The organism is Alloprevotella sp. oral taxon 473 str. F0040, from assembly GCF_000318095.2.
Lineage (GTDB): Bacteria > Bacteroidota > Bacteroidia > Bacteroidales > Bacteroidaceae > Alloprevotella.
Genome location: NZ_KB290710.1, coordinates 86,049 through 104,400 on the forward strand (window position 1 = coordinate 86,049; position 18,352 = coordinate 104,400).

The following is an 18,352-nucleotide window of genomic DNA, read 5'->3' on the forward strand; positions in this document are numbered from 1 at the left end:
GTCTGTGAAGGTTGTGAAAGCAAAAAGTGCAAAAGTCCAGGGATGCGCGCGCGTGTCACCCGCGCGTGAGAAAACCATTGCTGTGCGAACATCTTTAGGACGTCACACAATGAGACGCTCCAAATGAGTGGTGCAGGGAGGGAATTTCTGTCCCTTTGTGCTAACCCAGAGTAAAAACAGTGAAGAAGGTGGTGGAGCAATGCCAGTGTGCTCATAGCTTAGTTGGTGTAATTTCTTTGTTTTGCTAAATAGTGATAGCAATTACGGGTGTACTTGAATGGAAAATGTCAGTTTTTTGCCGTTTTTTCTCACTTTCCCTCTTTATCTACCCATATATAGTAGGGGGGGCGTGCAAAGCATCCTAATAGCAATGTGGATAGAGGAGGGTGAGCAATCCCGAATTGGGGTAAGGGAGTCACTAGAGAGAAGTTCTTCTGTTCCACTAAGGCGGTTGCTTGTAGACTATCTTTGACGGAAATCTCATTCCTCCCCTTATATTGGGGCTTATGAGGTGGGCATTATTGGGTAGAAAGATTTTTTTCTTATATTTGCATTAGAAAAGTGTAGTAATAAATTAAAACGAAACAAAATGGATTATGTTACTGCCTTAGGGTTGGTGTTTTTCACCTCCATTCCTTTAGTTGCTGCGGTGCACTTTTTGCGTCTTGCCTTGAAGCGTGAGACCATTGGCACTAGTCGCGCAGTATGTTGGGGTTTCGGATTTTGGGCACTCGTTTTCACCTTTTGGGTGAGTTTCCAAAAGGGAGAATGGGTTTGTGCTGATGCTGTGACCTTGTTGTTCAAACGCTCCATTCTTTTGGTGCTGCTGTTTAGATTCTACAACCCTAAATATACAAGTGCTTCTCTATAGCCATATCTGCTTTTGTAAACAAATTTTTTCGTCAGATGAAAAGTCACTTTAATACTTTAGCCTCCATAACAATCGTCGTTATGTGGATGATTTTTGGCAGTAGCTATGCACAGCAAAAAGCACTCGTCACTTTTGAACTCAGACAGGTGGTAACAGAGGAAGTGATCATGCAACCCAAGTTCGCGCTTTTCTTCCAAGACAGCATTGCGGTGCCATTTCAAGAATTTGCTATTCACGACCCCAATAGCGGTGTGCACTCTTTGGAGTTTGAATATAAACCAGGGCGGTATACACTGCGGATCAGCAAAGAGGGCTACCAAAATACAGAGAAACAATTTCTGGTGCGCACACGCCGCAATTCAGCTTTGGGCATCGGTACAATCCAAATGAGCAAAGCCAAAGACTACAAGCTGGGCGAGGCTGTAGTGAAAGCTACGCACATTAAAATGGTGATGCGCGGCGATACATTGGTCTACGATGCTGCGGCTTTTGAGTTGGCCAATGGTTCGATGCTTGATGCGCTGGTAGCACAGCTCCCTGGTGCAGAACTCAAAAACGGACAAATCAAAGTGAACGGCAAGCATATTGAGAGCCTAATGATCAATGGCGAGGATTTCTTCGCTGGTACGCCAAAGGTAGCTTTGGAAAATCTACCTGCTTACACCGTGAAGAATATCAAGGTCTACGACCGCGCAGCCAATGATGCCTACCTTCGTCGTCGCGCAACAAGTGGAAAGAAGCTACCGAACGAAGACGAACATATGGTGATGGACGTTCATCTCAAGAAAGCCTACTCCACAGGCTGGATGGGCAATGCTGAAGCTCACTACGGTGTACCCTCCGAACGCTATTTGGGCAAGGCTTTCGGTTTGGGATACTCTGACCGCCTGCGGCTGGCGGCCTTTGTCAATATCAATAATATCAAAGACACGCAGGCTGGCAATGCCTCGGGACAATGGGGAGGAGGATGGCCACAAGACGGCTTGCTTAACCTCAAGATGGGTGGTCTTGACTATCTCTATAAGGTGAGGAAGACCAAGGTGTTTGGCAACGTGATGCTCACCCACGAAGATGTGGACACCGAGAAACAGACAAGCAGTGTGAACTACTATACCAGTGGCAACGTGTTTGGACGTACACTCTCACAGCAGATTGACAAGAAATTTCACTTGATTTCGTCGCACACGCTGCAGCACTTTGGAGAACAGATGTATCTTCAGCTTGCTCCCTCCATTGACTATCTGCGCAATGACTACACTTCTCTCTTGCGCACAGCAAACTTCAAGGCTAATATCCATGAAAACCACCGATTGGCATCCCTTGACTCCCTCTACTCTCCCCTCGGCCTACGCTCTTCACTGGCACAGCATCTACTCAATAGTACTAATCAAGAGAAAGAAGGACGCTTAGGATGGTTCATTGGAAGACTAAATGGTGGGGCTACTATTTCGTTCCCCGGCTTGCGTGATAACCTCGAGATAGGAATGAACGGAGAGTACAGACACAACACAGACCGACCACTCATGGCAACGCATCGTTTTTCTGACTTTCAGACGCATACCAATGGCACGGGCGATCGTCTTAGCCAACGTCAAGATGGAGTTTCCACCTCCTACAACATCAATGGAGGAGCTGCATACTCTCTCTCTTTGATGCCTTATAATCCTCAAAATGGACACTATGGAATCGTACAATTCCGTGCCACTTATGGTCGCCAATACAATAAGCAAGACGACAACTATTGGAAGTTGCGCGAACAACTTGCCAATGGAGCGATGGCCACACTCTTACCCCCTTCTGCCATTCGTCCTGAGGTATTGCAACAAGATTTGAATAATAGTGTACATTCCGTTTATACACGAGACACCTATTCCCCAGGAGTGGAAATGGATTATGTGTATCAACCCAACATCAACGTAGAAAGACAATATAACGTCAATCTCAAATTGGCGAGCAATGTACGTCGTGAGTCATTGCACTATCTGAAGCATCAGTTAGACACTACTCTCATGCGATGGGCACATGAGTTCTCTCCTGCGCTCTCGCTCCGATATAGCTACAAGACTGGCATTAGTGCGAAGGAAGCCAAAGTAAGTTATGCTTTCTCCGAAGGCATCCCTAGCATCTACTATCTGCTGCCGACAGTGAACGATAGCGACCCGACCAACATCTACGCCAACAATCCCAATCTGCGCCGATCACTATCGCACAGCGTCAATGGGTATTACTCCTATCAACACCACAGTACGCACAGCAATATCTCTTTCAGCACGGGATACGGACGCACGGATCGCGCCATTGCCTACGCACGTCAATACCAGCGCAACACGGGCACCACCAAGTGGACACCGCAAAACATTGACGGCAACTGGAACGCAAATGCCTCCCTGCAATACTCCACTCCCTTGGGCAAGAAGGAGGCTTTCCAACTGCAAGGTACGAGTGCGGCCTACTATCTCAACTCGGCAGACTTCACCACCGACACCGATGAGATGACGCGCTCCGTGGTGCGCAACCTCACCCTCTCGCAGCATTTAGGCTTGACCTACCAGTTTGGCCAAAATCGTGTTGGACTGGAAGGCCGCGTCTCTTGGTTACGCAGTCGCTCCGATATGCGTAACTTCCCATCCACCGACGCTGTAGACTACAATGCCAAAGCCAGTGGTCTTTTCCACCTGCCTCAAGATTGGGAAATCGGTAGTGACATGAACTTCTATGCCCGTCGCGGCTACAACGATGCTACGCTCAACACGACCCACTGGGTGTGGAACGCTTCACTCTCAAAACTTTTGATGCGCGGTAACTTAGTCGTCAAGCTCACTGCCGTAGACTTACTCTCGCAAATAAGCAACCTGCAATACAGCATCAATGGCCAAGGCCGCACCGAAACGTGGGTTAACGCCCTGCCTCACTACGTGATGCTCGGTGTGCAGTATCGCTTTCACATCATCCCTAAAAAGAAACAATAATGAAGTTTTCTCGACAATTTGATCAGATGGACTGTGGTCCAGCATGCATATAAATGGTTGCCTCTCATTTCGGAAAGGAATGCCCATTGTCATATCTGCGCTCTTTCTCTCATTTAACAAGAGAGGGAGTTAGTGTAAGTGGCATTAGGAATGCACTAAAATAGAGCATTATGCCCCTTTTTGGAATACATTTGATCATTAAGTGCTTATTTAATAGAGAAAGCCTATGGACAGGTGTGGACCAATAGTCAACAATATGGTGCACTAGCGAAGGTGCTGGGCAAAGCCGTGCTCACTTTCCTCGTTGCGGAAGCCGTTGGCTTAGGTTGCTACGTCTTGTGGTTGAAGTTTATAGCCTAAGCACTCTCGCTATAGATGACACCCAAGATGATGGCTTACGCAGCTGTTGCCCCACTCATCTAGCATCTCAAAAGAAAATCCCGCCACTCACAGTGAGAGGCGGGATTTTACTATCCAGAGGGAGCGGTAAAAGTAGCTCCAACGAGGGACGAATAGGCTTATTGTCGCACCATCTTTTGGGCAATCTTTGCTCCTGAGGTGGAGACTTGCAGCACATACACACCAGGAGTGAAGCGGTCGGTGTCGATGTTCACTTCGTCACCTTGTGCGATGCTAGACAGTTGTTGGCGATAGAGGTTGCGACCATCGAGCGACGTCACCTCAATGGTGGCAAAGCGTTCGGGGTTGTTGAAGAGCACTTGCCATTGTGTTGCGGTGGTGTGGAAAGTGGCAGGGGCTGCACTGCCCGACACGCGCTCGATAGCGGTGAGCGGATCTTTACCAGCCTTTTTCAGCGCAAGTTTCAAGCCTTCATACACGTTGATCAATCCGTAACCATAGGTGGGTGTCCACTCTTTGCCAGCCATGTCTTCGTGTTTGGTAGAAGTAGCTTTGATGATATCCAATACATCGGTGTAGGAGAGTTGAGGATTGGCTTCGAGCCATAGGGCGATGCTACCCGCCACAAAAGGAGTCGCCATAGATGTTCCCTCTTGGTAGCCGTAGCGGTAAGTTTTGTTGTTCCACTTGCTAGAGTAGCTAGCCTCGTCTTGGTCAAAGTCAGGAGCATACTGGTTGAGCGCGCTCATGATATAAGAACCAGGAGCCAGTACGGCGGGCTTCGTGTAGTTGGCATTGAGCCATGGCCCATTGGAGGAGAAGGTGCTGCGTGTGCCTTCTTTTTCATCAGACTTAGCACCTTTGGGCACGTGGGTGGTGAAACTACCTACTGCGATGGCAGAAGGGATGGAGGCTGCACCTTCCCCCACGATGTAGAGATTGTCGGGCTTGATACTCTCGAGAGTAGAATTAGTGGCGAGTTCGGTGAACTCTGCAGAGTTGGGCGCATCGGCATAAATCCAGCCGTGGAGCGTGGCAGGTGTAGTGTTAGTTTTTTTTGCCGTAATCTCTAGACCAAAAATCACATCATCATATTTCTTGCCTATGTCTGCCAAGAGTTTGTTGATCTTTACGGCAACATAGTGGTATTCTCGCTTGTTGTTGGGATCAATACCCGTAAGGATTTGTCCCTCATCAAGATATTTCTTCCAAAAATTTGCATTACGTTTGGTGATTTGTGGTTCTGCATCTTCGTCATCGTTGCCATTTTGAGTGAGGGCAAGGATGGGAGTAATGGTAAATTGCTCAGTGGCGTTGGTGTCAATGCCCCAGAAATCAATATACGTGAGATCGTCTTCCGTGCCGTCTTGGTCTTTAAAGTAGTCCACAAAAAGATGTTTCGTCTCGCCAGGTTGGAAGGCAGAAGAAGCGTGGAGCAACTGATCTCCTTCGTTGCCCATGGCGGCTGTGATAATGCCCCCCTTGCCGCGCGCCATTTTGTCCATAGCTTGGTCGTAGTCGGTGCTACCATCGTGCGGGCCGATGACGCTACCCAAGCTCATGTTCACCACCCAAGGTTGCTGCTGTTTTTCGGCATATTCCTTAATCTTCTGCACGTCTTCGATGATTTCATCTTGTGCGAAGGCAGACGGAATCATGATGATGTCGGCGTTGGGAGCCACCCCATAATAAGGGTTGTTGCCGTGCTTTGAGCCTACGGCGATGTTGGTCACGTGTGTGCCGTGTCCGCTGCCCGTGTCGTAGGTGTCGTGGGTTTGTTTGCTAGCATCCACATCGAGAATGGGAGCTGCCGTGCTTTGGAGATCCTTTTCATAGTCTTTCGAGCGGTCCCAAATCATTTTGGCTCGTGACTTGCCATCTTCTCCCATGAAGCCCATGTGCTTGAACTCAAAACTCTGATCGATGACACCCACGATGACTCCTTTACCTGTGAAGGGAGTGTAGAGGTTATCTTTTTGGTGCACGCGGTCCACGCCGGTGGCAGCGCGTGCCTTTGCGAGAAAAGGGCGCAAACGCTTTGAAGCGGTGAGTTGCACCACTCGCTGGTCTTCTACCAGGCGTGCCAGCCATTCGGGAGCCACGCGCGCGGTCACGGTGGTTGCGCTGATGCGTGTGGCGTGCTGTCCTGCCTGTTGGAGCATCTCAGCTACATCTGTCGAAGCATTGGGCTGCGTGGTGATGATGAGTGAGAGAGGAGCGAGGATGGATTGACGTGTGCCATTGTAGTTGATAGTGGGTGCAGCGAGTGAGTCGGCAGTAGTGAGCGCACCGCCAGCGCGTGTGGCGCGGTGGGAGAGGCCATAGGCTTCTTGTTGTCGCTGTACTGCGCGGAGTGTGCGATCGAGCTTGGCGTTGGAAGTAGTCTCTTGGTGTTGGGTGGTCTGTGCAGAGCTGGAGAGTGCGAGTGCGCAGAACACCACGGGGAGCATGTATTTCTTCATGTGGAAGTCAGCGTTTAGTTGAGAAAAAGATCTGTTGATGTGCAACCATTTTGCTGGAAAAGTGGGGCATGAGTAGCTGTCCAACAGACTTGGGCTGCGAATATACAAAAAACTGAGAATATCGTGCACGAATTCTCAGTTTTTAGTGGTTAAAGAAGGACGGAATGCTCCAGAATGTGAGTTGCTGAAGTCCGAATCTTTGTTTGTGATTAGTGATTCACTACCACTCTGTGGGTGATTTGTGCACCCGGAGTGACGATGCGAAGGAGATAGACTCCTGAGGTGAGGGTGGTGAGATCGAAGGTTTCTTCATGACCTTGCGACACCTGTTGTAGGTTGCGTTGGAGAGCCACACGACCATCGAGGGCAACGACGGAAATTGTGGCAGAGCGTTCGGGATTGTTGAAGAGAATATTCCACACGCGACCATCCCCTTGAAGGGTGACAGGTTGAGTAGAGCCTGACACACGTTCGATAGAGGTGAGCGGATCTTTTCCTGCCTTCTGCAAAGCCAACTTCAGACCTTTATAGGCATCGATGCGGCCATAGCCTGTTAGTTTATTCCAGTTGTTAGACTTTCCTGGGTATATTTTATAGGAAGTCTTGTCGATGATTTCTTCGATGTCATTATGATCCAAGTTGGGATTAGCCTCCAACCACAGTGCTATCACGCCCGACACGAAGGGAGCTGACATGGAAGTGCCTTGCATATCGGCATAGTAGTAGTCTTCGCCGTTGACTTTCACCTTTTCAGATATCATCCAGAACTTTTCATCAAAGCCAGGATAGAGCTTGTTCATCGCACTGCACACTTGTGCGCCAGGACCGAGCACAGTGGGTTTCTTCACCTTATCATTGAGTACAGGGCCTATGCTGGAAAAATAGCTGCGCTGTCCGATGGCGTCTGGAAAATTGAAGCTCTTCTTGGTGATGGTGTTGGTGTGCGTGTTGCGACTAGTGTAGGCACCTACGGTAATAGCTGATGGGATGTTTCCTGCTGCATCCGCCACGGTGTAATTATTATCCCCTTTGAGGATTCGTTTGCTATCTATCTTTGGGATAGACTTCTTTACATAGGCTCCACGTTGTGATACCCAACCGTGCACCGTTTCTACTTGCACCTTGTCGGTGTTGGTTAATTTCAGGCCAAAGAGGATGGTGGCATCGTTCTTCTCCAGACGGACTTGGGGGAGCTTAACCCAAAATTTGTGTTGGTGCTTATGAGTAAACTTGCTGCTTCCCGTGTGAAACCATGCATGGTCTTTCCAGAAGGCAGCATCCATGTATTCCACCTTGTTATTGATCAAGAGGAAAGGTTTCACTTCTAGGCGGTCTACCTTGTCAGTGCTCTGTGACCAAAGATCGAAGGTGAAAGTCTTAGACTTCTTTTGGTCATCGGTGAGCTTTTCGTAGTCTTTGTAATCAAAGAGGATGAAACAAGAATCACTTGCAGGAATGTTGTGAGTGACGTGAATGTTCAAATCGCCATCATTGCCAGCTGATGCCACAAGAATGCCCCCTTTGTTTTTACCTACCAGTGACATGTTTTGGTCATAGCCTGTAGAGCCATCATGAGGGCCTTCTTGTGTGCCAAAACTCATGTTTACGACCCACGGCTTTTGGGCTTGCTTCGCTTTATTGCGCACAAATTTCACGTCTTCCAAAACCTCTGAGTCGAGGAAGGTGGATGGAATCATGATGATGTCGGCTTCAGGGGCTACACCATATTGAGCATTGCCTACGTCGCTACCAGCGGCAATGCCAGTGGTGTGGGTGCCGTGACCTCCCGAACCGCGGTCTTGAAAGTCTGTACCCACGGGAATTTTGTCCGTCGCAGATTTAGATTGGTTGGAAGTGGCTTGGGGAGAATAGCCTGAGCGATCCCAAAGCCATTTCACACGTGAGTTGCCGTTTTTGTCAAGGAAGGCCGCGTGGCGAAACTCAAAACTCTGGTCGATTACGGCGATGATGACGTCCTTTCCCTTGAAAGGAGTGTAGAGTTCTTTGGCTTCATGAATCTCGTCTACGTGTGACATTTTACGCGCTTCTTTCATGAAGGGGTATGCCCGTTGAGGCATCGCCATCTCCACCACCTCAGAAAGCTGAGCAACGGATTGAATTTGGGCAATAGGAATCTCTACCAAAAGGAAGTTCTCGGTGATTACGTTGGCTGTGCCACCGAGTTTCTGGACTTGCTGTGCCACCGCTTCAGCTTTGTTCTCTGTGGTATGGATATTGAACGCTACGGTGTTGAGCAATTGGAAATTGCCATCAGGAGTGGTTTGCTGCAGGGTAGCACTGTCGAGTTGGGCGGCTCCACGGGTGGCGATGAATTGCGTTGCCTGTTGATAGCCCTTTGCCAAGAGGGTGAGGGTTGCATCAAGTTTTGGCAGTGCCTCGTAAGGTGCGGTGAGTTGTGGAGTGTTTGTGCTGATTGTTGCACCTCGAGTGGGAGGTGCTGGTGTGGCAGGAACAAGGATGCGCGCTGAGACAGCAAGCGAAGAAGCAAGAAGAAGGCTGCTGACTAGGGGGAAAGAACGCTTCATGAAGGGAGAGATGGAGAGGGAAATAGAAAAAAGGCGCAAAAGTGGGCTACTTCAAGTGAGTGTGTACCACTTTTGCGCCAAAGATAAAAGATGTTGCAAGGATAATTCACCACATTGGGTGATTATAGCTTGGTGGTGAGGCCAGAATGCTAGGTTAGAAGTCGGTAATTCTTATACCTAACAAGGCTCTTGGCTACTATTTCTTGGGACGACCAGGTTGTACGTAGGTGATTACTGTCGATGCACCGCCCGAAGAGAGTTGGAGAGTAGCTGTACGAGGCTTTTCGCCTGTGTTTTCTCCATAGGTGAGTTCGACAATATTGCGTCCCTTGGCAGGTTGTTTCGCGTTGGCAGGGATCGTCAACCAATCTGCGTCAGAGGTGAGGGAATGGGTAGAGACTTGGTTGTCATAGAGTTCAAATACCATGCGCGTGGTTCCCCCCTTCTGTTGGAGCACCTCACTGAAATTAGGCTGTATGCTCTTAGACTGTTCGGAATAGGCTGCAACGGGACTGCTGATATTGAGCCAGCCTACTTGGTTGATGCGGCGTGACAAGCCGTTGAGAGGGCCTCCTAGCGGAAGGATGCGGAGGTTGGCTTGTTGCAGAAGTTGGGTAGCTGGCACTTGAGCCGTAATGACCACTGGTGTGACGATGTAGTATCCAGGTTTGACGGTGATCTCTTTAGGAGCGATAGTGAAAGCTGCTGGCGCGGTGGGAAGGGCGACTCCTGCGCTGCGATCCTCATGGGTTGAAGTGGTCGCGGGAGTCGTGGCCTGGTTAGCACCTTGTTCGGTAGTGGCTTTAATCATGTCTACACGAGAGGTCCATGATTCAGTGCTGGCCACCCACACGGTGTCAGTGGCCTGGTCGGCATAGAGGGTAGAAGCCAACTTGCGGTCGCGGCTTTGTATGCTCATCTGATGATTTTCAACATCAGATTTCGAGTTACAACTTGCGAGGAGCGCGATGCCGCCTAGTAGGGCTGTCGCTACTGAAAAGAAGTGTTGTTTCATGATGAGGTTTGTTTTGCCCAACCTGTGGAAGAATACGTCCTTCCACAGGTTGGAGGTTTATAAGTAGATCAATAGGGTCATAATTGATGGTTGTATGCTGCACTAAGATGCTCTTGCGAACGTGCTTTTCATTTCTTCGACAGCAGTGCATCAGGGGGACTAATACCAATCAATATTGCTGGAGTAGCTGCTTCGTTTCTCATACTTCAATGCATCGGCAAGCTCTGCTGCGCGAGCACGGAAAGAGAAGTTGAATGAAGAGTAGGGCAACAAGACAATGCTACAAGACATCTCAAAGCAGTGCAAATCTCGAGAGAGCGATGCTGTGGTCATGGAGAGCTTCTTATAGTTGAAATCGTAGCCCGAAGAGAAGTTGATGTTCCACCCCTTGGCCAGTGTGATATTACCCGAGAAGTTGAGTGTCTGGGTGAAGGAATAGGGATAGCGCATGTTGCGCGTGTTGATGGGCTTGGAGCGATCTTCAGCCATGGTGACACCATAACTAAAAGTGAGCGACCAGGGTAATGAGAAAGCTAGGTAGCCGTCATCATCGACGTCGGCACTTACTTTCTTTTCATTCTTCTTGTCTCTATTCTTTCTGAGCATGGGGTCAGTATTGGCCTCTTCTTCATCCTCGAGTTGGTCAGAATCGTCTTTGGGATTGGGACGCTTATCCTCTTCTTTGCGCTTCCCGGCAATGCCTTCCCAGACTTTGTCCCAACCACGACCAGCGAGTAACCCGAAGAATGTGGACATCTTCTTGTTGTCGAGGGTGTAGGAGATGTTTTGACTCATGCCTTGGAAGCGTCCGAAGCGACCGTGACTCCACTCAGTGGTGTTGCCCACTATGACTTTGCCGTCTTTGTCGAACTCATAAGCATAGGTGGCGAAACGTGCTGCCATGGAGAAAGTGTAGCGAGGAGAGAGTCGCAGACGGATATTTGTGGAGAGGTCACTCCATGGTTGGAAATCTGTGGCTAGATTGTAAGACATCGAAGCTGAAAGCTCGTCGATGAGCGAAATCTTACGGAATCCGCTGGTGTCTGCATCAGACTTGATTTTCATCTCCACATTGTTGGAGATGCTCATGTTGATGCTTCCTTGGCGTTTGCCCGAGGGATAACCATAGAGTCCTGAAGCGTAGGGTGAATAGTCGACTGTGCTTACCTTGCCATCTTTGTCAGTGCGCACATAACTGGTGACATAGCCATAGCTGCGTGTGGTGAAATCGGGAGCATAAGAGAAGCTCATGCTGGGTTTGAACACGTGGCGGATGGTTTGAATGCGACTACCGAAAAGTTTGCTCCAAGGTTTGTAGAAACCATAGAGGGTGGTGTTGAACGACATGGAAGCATTCCAATCATAGAGATTGTAGAAACCATAGGTGGTGTCGCGACGCTCTTCTTGTTGTGTGTTGTCCCAACTACGGCGTTCGCGTGAGAGATAGGTGCGACCGCTGAAACTGAGCGAGGGGGAGATGTTGATGTATTTGAACAGCTGGAATGTAGCATCAATGGGGACACGGTGCTGCATACCATTTTTCCATTTTAGAAGGGGGGTATGAAAAAGTTTATCTTCTTTAGTGTTGATGGAGTTGGAGAATTGTCCCGTGTAGGAAAGACTGATTTTCTCATACCATCGTTCCTTACCTACTGCCTTCTTGCGGCGGAAGGGGTAGAAGCGATTGACATTGATGGAGATGTCGGGCAAGGTGATGGCGAGTGAAGAGTCGCGCATGTTTTGCGTGATGTTGCTTGACCCCGAAAGAGAGATGCCGAGTGAAGGAATGTTGTGAGTGAAACTCACCGAAGAGGCACGTGTGGACTGTGTGTAGGCCGTGGGGGTGTAGAGCGAAGAGAGATTGCTGCGCTCATAGTTTTGTGAAGCAAAATTGACACGTGCCGTGAAAGAGGTGTTGGGATTGGCCTTTTGGTCGGAGGAGTGCGACCATTGCACCTTGAGGCTGGTAGTTTTGTTGTAGTCAGGCAGATTCTTTTCGCCCGTGATGGTGGTGAGATAAGAGACGTAGAAGTTCCCTCGATAGGCATAACGCTTAGCATAATTGGTCTCTGCCGATACTCCCCAGGAACCCTTGGTATAGATTTCTCCCAAGAGTTTGAGGTCCATGCGGTCGCTCAAGGCAAAATAGTATCCACCATCGCGGAGATAAAAACCGCGTGAAGTTTCATCACCATAGCTGGGCATGATAATGCCCGAAGAGTATTTCTTGTTGAAAGGGAAAAAACCATAAGGAATGGCTAAGGGTAGCGGCACATCTGCTACTACCAAATATGCCGGCCCGAAGAAGGTTTCCTTACCAGGCGATACTTTGGCGCGTGTGAGTTGGAGATAGAAGTGAGGATGGTCAGCGTCGCAGGTGGTGTACTGCGCATTTTGAAGATAGAAGTTGCCATCGTTGGAGCGTTTTGAGTCAACGCTTCGCAAGAAACCATTACCCTGGGTGGTCTTTACCTTCTCAATGAAGCCTTTCTTTGTCTTGAAATTGAACGACATGCGCTCACTTTCATAGTTTTCACTCCCTTGTTTATAGATGGGAGTGCCTTTCATGGCTTTGCCTGTGCTATCGGGTACACCCTGTGCATGGACGATTGTCGAATCCATGTTGAGCGTAATATAGTCAGCACTCAAATCCATGTTTTGATAATGCACCTTGGCATCACCATAAAGATGGGCGAAACCTGTAGTGGCATCGTAGACCAAGGAGTCCTTTGCACTATAGTCTACTGGAGCTTCCAATCCCGAACGCTGACGAGTGGTGTCGAGCTTAGCAGAATCTGCTAAGGCTTTAGCATTGCTTACTGCAATAGTGGTGTCGCGACGTAAGGTGCGGCTCAAACTATCGATATTGATGGCTGAAGTTTGGCGTGTAGAATCAGCAACTTTAAGGGGGGGAGTGGGATTATTTACATTTTCTTTGAGTAGGCTATCTGACGTTTGGAGCATGTTTAACACGTGTGCAGTGTCTTCTATGGCATCACGAAGCGCAGGTTGGCCTACACCATTGGTGTCCGCTGCTACGGTGGGAGCAGCGGAGGAAGTAGTCGTGGTAGTGGTCGCAACTCGTTGATGGCGACCTGGAACAAGGGCGGTGAGATTACACCCCACGAGGGTGCTACCCAATAGGAGAACGACTACCCAAAGAAGTGTTTTATGATGGATTGTGCGTGACAAGTGAGATGTCTGATAGGGGAAAGTATGAAAAAAACGCCTTTAGCAAAAAGCCCTTTTCCAACAAATGAGAGAGAAGGGTGAAGGCTGTAAGAGGTGATTTTGCCACAGGCTAGGGGCAAAGTTACAATTTTCTATTCAAAAAGTTCGGCCCAGTGGCGAAATTTCTCCACTCCTGCATCCCCAAATTTCTCTAAACTCTCAATGGTTTGGGAGAGGCTACGTTCGCGCTCCAAGTGGCTTTTACTGTAAAACTTATCGGCGTAGCAGATAATCTGTTCTTCGATTGTTTCGGGTAAGAGATCTTGTGCTGGCATGGGAAGGCCCCGTTGGGCTATGACCTGACGAGTAAGTCCCGTTCCAGTGTGCCGTTCACAAATGCGAGCAAGGGCTTCGTAGAAAGTGCAAGTCTCGTCAGAATGGATGGTAGCTGATACATCAGTAGTTGCTTTTTGACGTAAGACTTCAGCCTCATGGCGCAAGATGCTAGCCCCGATGATGCCATGGAGTAGATAGTGTTCGGTGCCATGGCAGTGGATGCCTGGAGCATCAGTGCGGAATATGCCTATGTCGTGTAGCATGGCACCAGCTTCTACCAATATGCGATTAGCCCCTAATTCGGGATGGCGATCTACAATCTGTAAGGCGCGCGTACAGACTTGCTGGCTATGATGCAACAGCATGCGACGAAGGGCATTGTCCTCAGGATAATAGCGATAGATGAGTGAGAGATAGTCCATAGACGAAGAGGCAGATGAGCTAGAAAGTACCGAATATTTAAAGAAGCATTGAGGCAGCTTCCCCCAAAAATGCCTTTAGGAAGATGCGTTGCCCCAGAGCGACTTTGCAGCATCGCACAAAGATGGTTGGGGGAGTCTTCGATAGATTGGCGAAGCTATATCAGTTCTTATAGAAACGCGAAGAGGAGAGATTTATTATTTAGTTGGAGATGCACTAGACTTTGGAGCTACTGGGGATTTAGTGCTGTGGGGAGGAGCTGCGTGCGGGGGATGATTGGTTGGATTGTTCGGCTTAGTAGATGGAACATTTGTTTTAGGAGCGGTAGATGGAGGAGTGATGGTTGGCTCTTCATTGAGAGGTGCCTCTTCTTCACCTTGGTTTTGTCCATCTGCAAAGCCTTGTGCGTATCCTCGTTTGTAGGCATCGGTGTAGTTTCTACGTTGAGCTTCCGTGGGGAACTTAGATGTGTCGTCATAAGAAGCTCGTTCCATGTCATCAAGTCCGTCTTGGAGGCCTGCAAAATAACCGTCCTCATATCCAGCATCAGAAGGAAGACGTAAATCCATGGATACTGTGTCGGTGGGGAGTGACGAGTCTGTATCGGTAGAGGTGAAGTCCTCAATTGGAGCTGTAGTGGTGTCTGGAGTCGCCATGCGTTGTATGCTGTCGCGTGCAGCAAAACCTTCTGGCGTTAGGGGAACATCAGAAGAGTGTTTCAAAAAAATGATGATACCAACGGCTAGCAACACCACAGCTATGAAGAGAATGCTGCGGATGATAGTTTCGTTGCGGTCGGAAGATGGGTTTGCCATGTTATGTTATCCCAAGTAGTTAACTTAATGTTTGAGTCAAAGAAAATAGGCCTTGAGCAATTAACCATTATCTGCGTTTGCGCCCAGCATCAATGCGGAGGAAGATGAACAGCAGAAGGGTGAAGCCCCATAGTGATGAACCTCCATAAGAGAAGAAGGGCAGTGGTATGCCAATGACTGGTGCGATGCCAAGCACCATGCCAATGTTGATGAATATGTGGAACAGGAGTATTGAGAGTACGCAGTAGCCAAAGACCCGTCCAAATCGTGACGTTTGCCGTTCGGCTAGATAGATGAGGCGCCATATTAGTGCCAAGAAGAGCAGCAATACAGCACTAGCCCCTAAGAATCCTTCTTCTTCACCCACAGTGCAAAAGATGAAGTCGGTGTCTTGCTCAGGCACATAGTCGAGCTTGGTCTGCGTGCCATTCATGAAACCCTTGCCTTGGAGACCGCCAGAACCGATGGCAATCTTTGACTGAATGACATTGTAGGAGGCATCTCGGTCCTCTTCGATGCCAAGTAGCACGCGGATGCGCGTGCGTTGATAATCCTTCATTACATTGTTGAGCGCGTAGTCGGAGGCGTAGAGAAATCCCATACTTCCTAGCGAAAATGCAGTGATGAGTAAGAAGGTGCGTATGCGTTGGCCTAGCCATTGCAAACCAAGATAGCCAGTCATGACTACACCTCCTGCCATTTGTGCCCAACTAATATCAAAAGGTACTATCCACAAGGACACAGCATAGGCGACAACGTGGAGAATGATACCCCAAAGGAGCAGACGTCGTGCGTGCTCGGGTTGTTTAGGACAATAGATGCGGAGCATGCCGATGGTGAAAATCCAAATGAGAGCCATCACCAAGACTTCACCTAAAGAAGCTAATGTGCCAGGTAGGGCGACATCTCCTTGTCCTATGCCTATGACAAAATAAGCTACTGCTGCAACCCCACTAAAAAGAATGCTACCAGGCATTCCTTCTCGGTAGAACATGAGGAAGAAAGACAGATAAACAAGAGCTGAACCTGTTTCTTTCTGTAAGATGATAAGGACGAAGGGCAGGAGAACGATACCCGCTGCTTGGAGAAACTTACGTCGTTCATTAAGGGTGAATCCGTATTGTCCAATGAGTTTTGCGACCATGAGTGAAGTGGCACACTTCGCAAATTCAGCAGGTTGAAGAGATACTGGACCTAATGAAATCCACGATCGAGACCCTTTAATGTCATGGGCAATAAAAGGGGTGATGAGTAGGATTAGCATCATGCTCCAATAGAACAAGTCGGCCAACATGTCGAAATATCGATCATCGAACATTAGAATGACTGCTCCAAGTCCAAGAGAGCAGCAAATCCAAACTAACTGTTTGCCAGGACGTGTGTCGAAAGTGAGAAAGTCGACGTCACCAAAACTATGACTAGCTCCGCACACACTGAGCCATCCAAAAGCAAGGAGAATGAGAAAGATGAGCAACACCCACCCATCCGCTCGAAAAGCGGGGTTGAGTTGAATACTATCGCGCTTGTTTGCCATAACTGATGTGTCGGTGTTGGAAGGTGTTGGCTTTAGCCTCAGAAGCGGGTGAGAGTTTGCCATTCACAAATTGCTCCATGATGAGTGAGCCAAGAGGGACGGCAAAGTCTGCTCCGAATCCGCCATTTTCTACATAAACGCAGACGGCTATTTGGGGATTGTTCATTGGAGCAAAGCCCATAAATGCTGAGTGGTCGTGACCGCGGTTTTGCGCAGTACCAGTCTTTCCGCACACTTGTACGCCAGGAAAGTCGGCACCTCGGCAGGTGCCTTGTTCCACTGCGCGCCGCATACCTGCCACTGCATAATTATAGTAGTGGCGATCCACTTTGGTTCGCCTCATATTGGTGTAGGTCGTATCGAGACGTTCACCTTGCACACTGTGCACTATGTGTGGCACGTAGAAATGTCCACGATTAGCGATAGTGGCTGCTAGATTGGCAATCTGAAGTGGAGTAGCAGTGACCTCTCCTTGACCAATCGAAATCGAAATCACGGTGAGGGCATTCCAAGATTTCTTATAGGCCTTGTCATAATAGGCTGCATTGGGGATCATGCCTCTTCGTTCCCCAGGAAGATCAATGCCTAGTTTATAGCCAAAGCCCATAGCAACAAGATGATCTTTCCAGCGAGTCATGGCATTTTGCACACTTCCGTATTTTCCTTTGTTGCCAAACATACGGAGCAAGTTCCAGCAGAAATAGGAATTACAGCTCGTTCCTATGGCTGGGACAAGGTTGATGGGCGAGGCGTGTCCGTGGCATCCAAGGTGAAGTCCTTTGTAGTTGAACCCATGGTGGCAAGGAAAAGCCACGCTGGGATTAATGCTTCCTTCTTGAAGTCCTAGGAGAGCTTGGGAGATTTTGAAGGTGGAACCAGGAGGATAGAGCCCACTAATGGCACGGTTGAGAAGGGGTCTTCGTTCGTCGCGCATGAGAATGCCCATGTGTTTGCTGCGATCGCGGCCTGCCATGCTGCGAGGATCATAGGAGGGAGAAGAAGCCATGGCAATGATCTCTCCAGTAGCCGGTTCGATAGCTACGATAGCTCCGAGCTTACCTTCCAGCAAACGCTCTGCAAGTTGTTGAGTAGCGAGGTCGATGCCAAGAGTTAGGTTGCGACCTGGGTGAGCTTTCGTGTCAAACTTCCCATCCATATAGTGCCCTTGGGTGCGTCCATGTACGTCGCGGAGCATGATGCGCATGCCTTTCTCTCCGCGAAGAGCTTTCTCATAGCTGCGTTCCACCCCGAGTTTGCCAATATAGTCACCACTCTTGTAATAAGCATCACTGTCAATATCTGCTTGATTCACCTCGGCCACATCCCCCAGGATATGTGCTCCGATGCCACTGGCATAACGGCGAACACTGCGTTTTTCGACGCTAAATCCATTGAAGCGAAAGAGTTTCTCGCGAAATTTAGAGAACTCCTGGGCTGGTATTTGGCTCATAAAGAGCTGAGGGGTGTTGCGAGAGTAACCTAAATTCTTTTGGGGATCCTTGATTTCAGCCATGCGAGCTATATACTCCTCTTTTGTGATGCCAATTGTCTCACAGAAATCTAGGGTGTCGATGCCGTGTTGGTCTTGCATCGTCACGAGGATGTTGTAGGAAGGCTCATTATAAACAAGGAGTTTGCCATGGCGATCCATAATCAGGCCGCGTGAGGGATAGATAATCTCTTTGCGAAACGCATTAGAGTCGGCACTCTTGCGATAGTCGTCGCTCATGAGTTGCAGTGTGAACAAGCGAATCAGGTAGACCGCGATGATGACTGCCGCCACCGCGCCTACTACAAACCTTCGCTTTTCATAACTGTAATCTTGGGGCATAATCTAGACGTTAGTCGTTAGA

Annotated in this window: 12 protein-coding genes; 4 read left to right on the forward strand and 8 right to left on the reverse strand. The window is 48.9% G+C overall.

Features of this window, described 5'->3' with window-relative positions:
• The first annotated feature begins 589 nt into the window (after positions 1-589).
• The 4 genes from HMPREF9999_RS01985 (at position 590) to HMPREF9999_RS10835 (ending at position 4,200) form a co-directional block, all read left to right on the forward strand.
• Positions 590-871, forward strand: coding sequence for a hypothetical protein (locus HMPREF9999_RS01985; protein ID WP_009436602.1), 282 nt, complete (start codon positions 590-592; stop codon positions 869-871).
• Positions 872-951: 80 nt separating this feature from the next.
• The gene (locus HMPREF9999_RS01990) at positions 952-3,840 is read left to right on the forward strand and encodes an outer membrane beta-barrel protein (protein WP_198144607.1); all 2,889 of its coding nucleotides are present in this window, start codon (positions 952-954) and stop codon (positions 3,838-3,840) included.
• A 53-nt stretch (positions 3,841-3,893) separates the two neighbouring features.
• Complete coding sequence (locus tag HMPREF9999_RS10880) at positions 3,894-4,004, forward strand: cysteine peptidase family C39 domain-containing protein (RefSeq protein WP_157049578.1); 111 nt, start codon at positions 3,894-3,896, stop codon at positions 4,002-4,004.
• Between the two features lie 70 nt (positions 4,005-4,074).
• Positions 4,075-4,200, forward strand: a complete 126-nt coding sequence (locus tag HMPREF9999_RS10835; protein ID WP_009436604.1) for a hypothetical protein — start codon at positions 4,075-4,077, stop codon at positions 4,198-4,200.
• A gap of 158 nt (positions 4,201-4,358) precedes the next feature.
• On the opposite strand, the gene HMPREF9999_RS01995 is transcribed toward HMPREF9999_RS10835, so the two are convergent.
• The 8 genes from HMPREF9999_RS01995 to mrdA form a co-directional block, all read right to left on the reverse strand.
• On the reverse strand, positions 4,359-6,662 hold the full coding sequence (locus tag HMPREF9999_RS01995; protein WP_009436605.1) for a S8 family peptidase: 2,304 nt from the start codon (positions 6,660-6,662) through the stop codon (positions 4,359-4,361).
• A 209-nt stretch (positions 6,663-6,871) separates the two neighbouring features.
• Positions 6,872-9,208, reverse strand: coding sequence for a S8 family peptidase (locus HMPREF9999_RS02000; RefSeq protein WP_009436606.1), 2,337 nt, complete (start codon positions 9,206-9,208; stop codon positions 6,872-6,874).
• A gap of 196 nt (positions 9,209-9,404) precedes the next feature.
• Positions 9,405-10,223 (reverse strand): BACON domain-containing protein, encoded by an 819-nt coding sequence (locus HMPREF9999_RS02005; RefSeq protein ID WP_009436608.1) that lies wholly within the window; start codon positions 10,221-10,223, stop codon positions 9,405-9,407.
• Between the two features lie 159 nt (positions 10,224-10,382).
• Positions 10,383-13,187, reverse strand: a complete 2,805-nt coding sequence (locus HMPREF9999_RS02010) for a putative LPS assembly protein LptD (RefSeq protein ID WP_410488777.1) — start codon at positions 13,185-13,187, stop codon at positions 10,383-10,385.
• Positions 13,188-13,546: 359 nt separating this feature from the next.
• Positions 13,547-14,152: an HD domain-containing protein gene (locus HMPREF9999_RS02015; protein ID WP_009436610.1), complete on the reverse strand. Its 606-nt coding sequence runs from the start codon at positions 14,150-14,152 to the stop codon at positions 13,547-13,549.
• A 195-nt stretch (positions 14,153-14,347) separates the two neighbouring features.
• Positions 14,348-14,965, reverse strand: coding sequence for a hypothetical protein (locus tag HMPREF9999_RS02020; protein WP_009436611.1), 618 nt, complete (start codon positions 14,963-14,965; stop codon positions 14,348-14,350).
• Between the two features lie 67 nt (positions 14,966-15,032).
• The gene (rodA, locus tag HMPREF9999_RS02025) at positions 15,033-16,499 is read right to left on the reverse strand and encodes a rod shape-determining protein RodA (protein WP_009436612.1); all 1,467 of its coding nucleotides are present in this window, start codon (positions 16,497-16,499) and stop codon (positions 15,033-15,035) included.
• Complete coding sequence (gene mrdA / locus HMPREF9999_RS02030) at positions 16,480-18,330, reverse strand: penicillin-binding protein 2 (protein WP_009436613.1); 1,851 nt, start codon at positions 18,328-18,330, stop codon at positions 16,480-16,482. The genes rodA and mrdA overlap by 20 nt, the downstream gene beginning before the upstream one ends.
• Positions 18,331-18,352 lie beyond the last annotated feature (22 nt).